Annotated in this window: 3 protein-coding genes and 1 rRNA gene; all 4 read right to left on the bottom strand. The window is 65.2% G+C overall.

Annotation, left to right across the window (positions count from 1 at the left end):
- Positions 1-102: 102 nt before the first annotated feature.
- Positions 103-1,593: an FAD-linked oxidase C-terminal domain-containing protein gene (locus tag AC6H42_RS30725; protein WP_497549703.1), complete on the bottom strand. Its 1,491-nt coding sequence runs from the start codon at positions 1,591-1,593 to the stop codon at positions 103-105.
- Between the two features lie 105 nt (positions 1,594-1,698).
- Entirely contained in the window at positions 1,699-2,586 is an 888-nt protein-coding gene (locus AC6H42_RS30720; protein ID WP_057156219.1) for a LysR substrate-binding domain-containing protein, read from the bottom strand.
- Between the two features lie 80 nt (positions 2,587-2,666).
- Positions 2,667-4,382, bottom strand: a complete 1,716-nt coding sequence (locus AC6H42_RS30715; protein ID WP_497549702.1) for a lactate permease LctP family transporter — start codon at positions 4,380-4,382, stop codon at positions 2,667-2,669.
- A 189-nt stretch (positions 4,383-4,571) separates the two neighbouring features.
- Positions 4,572-4,666: ribosomal RNA gene (rrf, locus tag AC6H42_RS30710) — 5S ribosomal RNA — on the bottom strand; the annotation flags it as partial.

Below are 4,666 nucleotides of genomic sequence, written 5' to 3'. Positions count from 1 at the left end.
ACCAGTCCTTGCTGCCGCCGCCGCGCACGCGCAGCGGGGTCCGGTCTTGCGCGGCGCGCAGCACGCGCTGGCGGAATTGATTCAATATGTGGTCCATATCGTTCATTGCTTCATCGATTGAGCGAACCGGAACAGGCCGGCGTCCACCTTGCGTTTGCCGTACTGGGCGCAGCGGTCCAGCGTGGGAATGGCTTTGTTCGGATTCAGTTGCGCAGCCGGATCGAAGGCGTGCTTGACGGCGATAAAGGCTGCAATCTCCTCGCTGCTGAACTGCTCGCACATGGCATCCAGCTTTTCGATGCCCACGCCGTGCTCGCCGGTGATGGTGCCGCCGGCGGCTACGCACAGCGCCAGGATGGCTTCGCCAAACTGCTCCGCGCGCGCGAACTCGCCGGGCTGGTTGGCGTCGAACAGGATCAGCGGGTGCAGGTTGCCGTCGCCGGCGTGGAACACGTTGGCGCAGCGCAGCCGGTACTGCTGCGCCAGCGCTTCTATGCCGGTCAGTACCTCGGCCAGCTTGCGGCGCGGGATGGTGCCGTCCATGCAGTAGTAGTCCGGCGAGATCCGGCCGGCGGCGGGGAACGCGTTTTTGCGGCCGGACCAGAAACGCAGCCGTTCGGCTTCGTCGGCCGACACCGCGATGGCGGTCGCGCCGGAACGCTCCAGCACCGCGCGCATACGGGCGATTTCCTCATCCACTTCCTCCGGCAAGCCGTCCGATTCGCACAGCAGGATGGCGGCGGCGTCCGTGTCGTAGCCGGCGCGCACGAAAGGTTCGACCATGCGGGCGCTGGTGCGGTCCATCATCTCCAGGCCGGCCGGAATGATGCCGGCCGAAATCACGTTGGCCACCGCGTCCGCGCCCTGCACCACGTCGTCGAAAGAAGCCATGATGACGCGCGCCAGCATAGGCTTGGGCGTCAATTTCACCGTTGCTTCGGTCACCACGCCAAGCATGCCCTCGGACCCGATGAACACGGCCAGCAGATCCAGGCCGGGCGCGTCGGGCGCGCCGCAGCCCAGCTCGACGATCTCGCCCTCCGCGTTGACCATGCGCACGCGCAGCACATTGTGCAGCGTGAGTCCGTATTTGAGGCAGTGCACGCCGCCGGAATTCTCGGCGATGTTGCCGCCTATGGTGCAGGCGATCTGCGACGAGGGATCGGGCGCATAGTACAACTGGTGGACGGCAGCCGCCTCCGAGATCGCCAGGTTGCGCACGCCCGGCTGCACGGTGGCGGTTCGGGCATGGGCATCAAGTGCGACGATGCGGTTCAGTTTCGCGGTCGACAGCACGATGCCTTCGGCAATCGGCATGGCGCCGCCGGACAGGCCGGTGCCGGCGCCGCGCGGCACGATGGGCACCTGCAGCCTGCGGCAAACCTGCAGCACGGCCACCACCTGCGCCTCGCTTTCCGGCAATGCCACCGCCATCGGCAACTGGCGGTAGGCCGTGAGGCCGTCGCATTCGTAGGGACGGGTGTCTTCTTCGTTAGACAGCAAGCAGTGTGCGGGCAGCACTGCGCGCAAGGCGGCGACGGTGGCGCGCTGGCGCGCTGCGGTCAGGGCAGGGTCGGGATGGGGCGCATTCATGAGAGGCTTCCTGCTGGTACGATCCAGTGTTTGAACTGAACCCAGTGTAGCGGGAGGCCACGGCTGCAAGCGGTGAAAAGAATTCAGCGCTGCATCCGATAATTTTCATGTGCCGGCGTATGCCGCGAGCAGCCAGTCGATGAACAGCTGCACTTCCGGCCGCAGGCGCGTATTGGCGTCGTACACCACGTAATAGGCGTGCGGCGGCGACGCCAGCCGGATGTCGAACAGCTCGACCACTTCGCCGCTGGCGATCATCTGCTGCGCGAAGTGCTGGCGCGTCAAGCCGACACCGTGGCCGTGCCGCACCGCCTCCAGTAGCAGGCCCAGGTCATCGACGCGCAGGCCGGTGGCCGGTTCCGGCCAGCCCAGGCCGGCCTGCTCGAACCATGGCTTCCAAGGCTCCAGCGCGGACCGCAGCAGGATCGCCTTCGATAAAGCCTCCGGGCTGTCGATGCCGCCGACGCGCTCAAGATAGTCCGGACTGGCGACCGGGAACGCCGGCTCCTCGAGCAGCTTGACGGTTTCCAGGTCCGGATATTTTCCAGCCCCGAAGCGTACCTCCAGATCCGACTCGGACAAGCTCAGGTCATATAGCGGGACCGACAGGAACACGTCCACCACGATATCGGGATGCGCATCGGTGAAACTGGCCAGCCGCGGCATCAGCAAATAGCGCGCAAACGTCGGCGGCACGGTGAGCTTGATGCGCGGCTGGGCCGACGCAGTCCGCCCGGGCAAGGGAAAGTCGGTCAGGGTGCGCAGCGCCACGCAGACCACGTCCAGATAGCTGCGGCCGAACGGCGTCAGGGTCGGCGCGCGGCCGTCGCGGATGAACAGGCGGTCGCCGACGAACTCCTCCAGCAGGCGGATGCGATGCGACAACGCCGACGGCGTGATGCACAGCTGGTTGGCCGCCACCGCGAACGAGCCGGAATGGGCGGCGGCCTCGAAGGCAGCCAGCGCATGGACTGGTGGAAATCGTTTTGGCATTGGCAGTCCCGGAGAGTGGTTTCAAAACGCGGCAACGCCCGTCCTGATGGCACGGGCGTCGCGGGTCAGGGCGTGCCGCTTTAATGAGGAATCATCCCCGTAAATACATAGGCCTGCAAGGTGGTCATGATGCCGACGATGACAACAAACAACAGACTGTGTTTGAGCGTAAAGCGGAACAGCTCGGATTCACGGCCTACCAGGCCGGTCGCCGCACACGCCACCGCGATGGACTGCGGCGAGATCATCTTGCCCGTCACGCCGCCGGTGGTGTTGGCGGCCACCATGAGCGTGTCGGACACGCCGATCTGGTGCGCGGTGGTGCTTTGCAGGGAGCAGAACAGGGCGTTCGACGAGGTGTCCGAACCGGTGAGGAACACACCCAGCCAGCCCAGCATCGGCGAGAAGAACGGGAAGGCGGCGCCGGTCCCGGCCAGCACCAGGGCCAGCGTGGACGACATGCCGGAATAGTTGGCCACGAATGCGAAGGCCAGCACCAGCCCGATCGACAGCACTGGACGGCGCAGCTCCACCAGCGTGTCCTTGAAGGCGCGCACGCCGTCGCCTGCTTTCATGCCCAGCAAGACCATGGAGATAATCGCGGTCAGCAGGATGGGCGTGCCGACGGCGGACAGCAGATCCAGCTTGTACACGGCGTCATATGGCTTGGCCACGGTGACGATGGGCGCGGTCTTGACGACCATCTGGTCGAGAAAGGGCACGTGCACTTTCAGTACGGTCCAGGCCAGCAGGCCCTTGCCCGCGAACAGCGCCTTGAATCCCGGCAGGCTCCACACGGTGACGATCGCCGTCAGGATGCCGAACGGCGCCCAGGCCCGCACGGTTTGCGCCAGCGTGTAAGGCGAACTGGTGCGGCCGCTGCCGGCTTCGGCGCTGCCCAGCGAACCACTGCCGCCAAAGCCGGACAGCGCAGCCGCGCCGCCCATGTTCACCACGCCGCGCGCGCCGCGCTTGGCGCTGACCGGCTGCCAGACTTTGAGCAGCAGCGTCAGTGACACCAGGCTGGCCAGCGCGGATGTGATATCCGGCAGTTCCGGGCCGATGTAGTTGGAGGTGAAGTACTGGGTGACGGCGAAGGTGCCGCCCGCTACCAGCGCGCCCGGCCACACTTCTTTCACGCCCCGCATGCCGTCCATCATGAACACCAGCCAGAACGGCACGAACAGCGACAGCAGCGGCAACTGGCGGCCGGCCATGGCGCCAATGTGCATGGCGTCGATGCCGGTGACCTGGCCTGCCACGATGATGGGTATGCCCATGGCGCCGAAGGCCACCGGCGCCGTATTGGCGATCAGGCACATGCCGGCCGCGTACAACGGGTTGAAGCCCAGGCCCACCAGCAGCGCGGCGGTGATGGCCACCGGCGCGCCGAAACCGGCTGCCCCTTCCAGGAAGGCGCCGAAGGAAAAGCCGATCAGCAGCATTTGCAGGCGCTGGTCATCGGTAATGGCCAGTATCGATGCACGGATGACGGTCAACTGGCCGGTGCGCTCGACGATCTTGTACAGGAACACGGCAGTGATGATGATCCACGCGATCGGCCACAGCCCGTAGGCGAAGCCGTAGGCCGCCGACGCCAGCGCCTGCGGCACCGGCATGCCATACGCGAAGATGGCGACGATCAGTGCCAGCGCCAGCGTAATGCCGCCGGCCAGATGGCCCTTGATGCGCAGAACGGCCAGCGCGACAAAGAAGAAAATGATAGGGACGGCGGCGGCCAGTGCCGACAATGCCAGGCTGCCTAGTGGTGCGTAGATCTGATTCCAGGGCTGCATAGTGCTCTCCTCCACGAGATGGTTTTTTGTAATGTCGGAGGAAAGTGTACGGCGCGCGGGAGCGTGAAAACCGCCGCCGCCGGATGAAATGAATTGACCGCAGAGGTGAAAATCTTTCAGCGGCCGACGCCACAGCCCAAACGCAAAAAACCCCGCACAGATCACTATGCGGGGTTTTGCTTATAACTAGCCTGACGATAACCTACTTTCACACTGGTTGCAGCACTATCATCGGCGCAAAATCGTTTCACGGTCCTGTTCGGGATGGGAAGGGGTGGGACCGA

This window comes from Massilia sp. NBRC 108631, assembly GCF_059704565.1.
Note: the sequence above shows the minus strand (reverse complement) of the source record. Positions and strands in the feature narration are given on the sequence as shown.

What these genes read in the sequence shown, in the direction of transcription:
- AC6H42_RS30725 (WP_497549703.1), bottom strand. Translation starts at nt 1,593, where the DNA reads ATGAATGCGCCCCATCCCGACCCTGCCCTGACCGCAGCGCGCCAGCGC.
- AC6H42_RS30720 (WP_057156219.1), bottom strand. Translation starts at nt 2,586, where the DNA reads ATGCCAAAACGATTTCCACCAGTCCATGCGCTGGCTGCCTTCGAGGCC.
- AC6H42_RS30715 (WP_497549702.1), bottom strand. Translation starts at nt 4,382, where the DNA reads ATGCAGCCCTGGAATCAGATCTACGCACCACTAGGCAGCCTGGCATTG.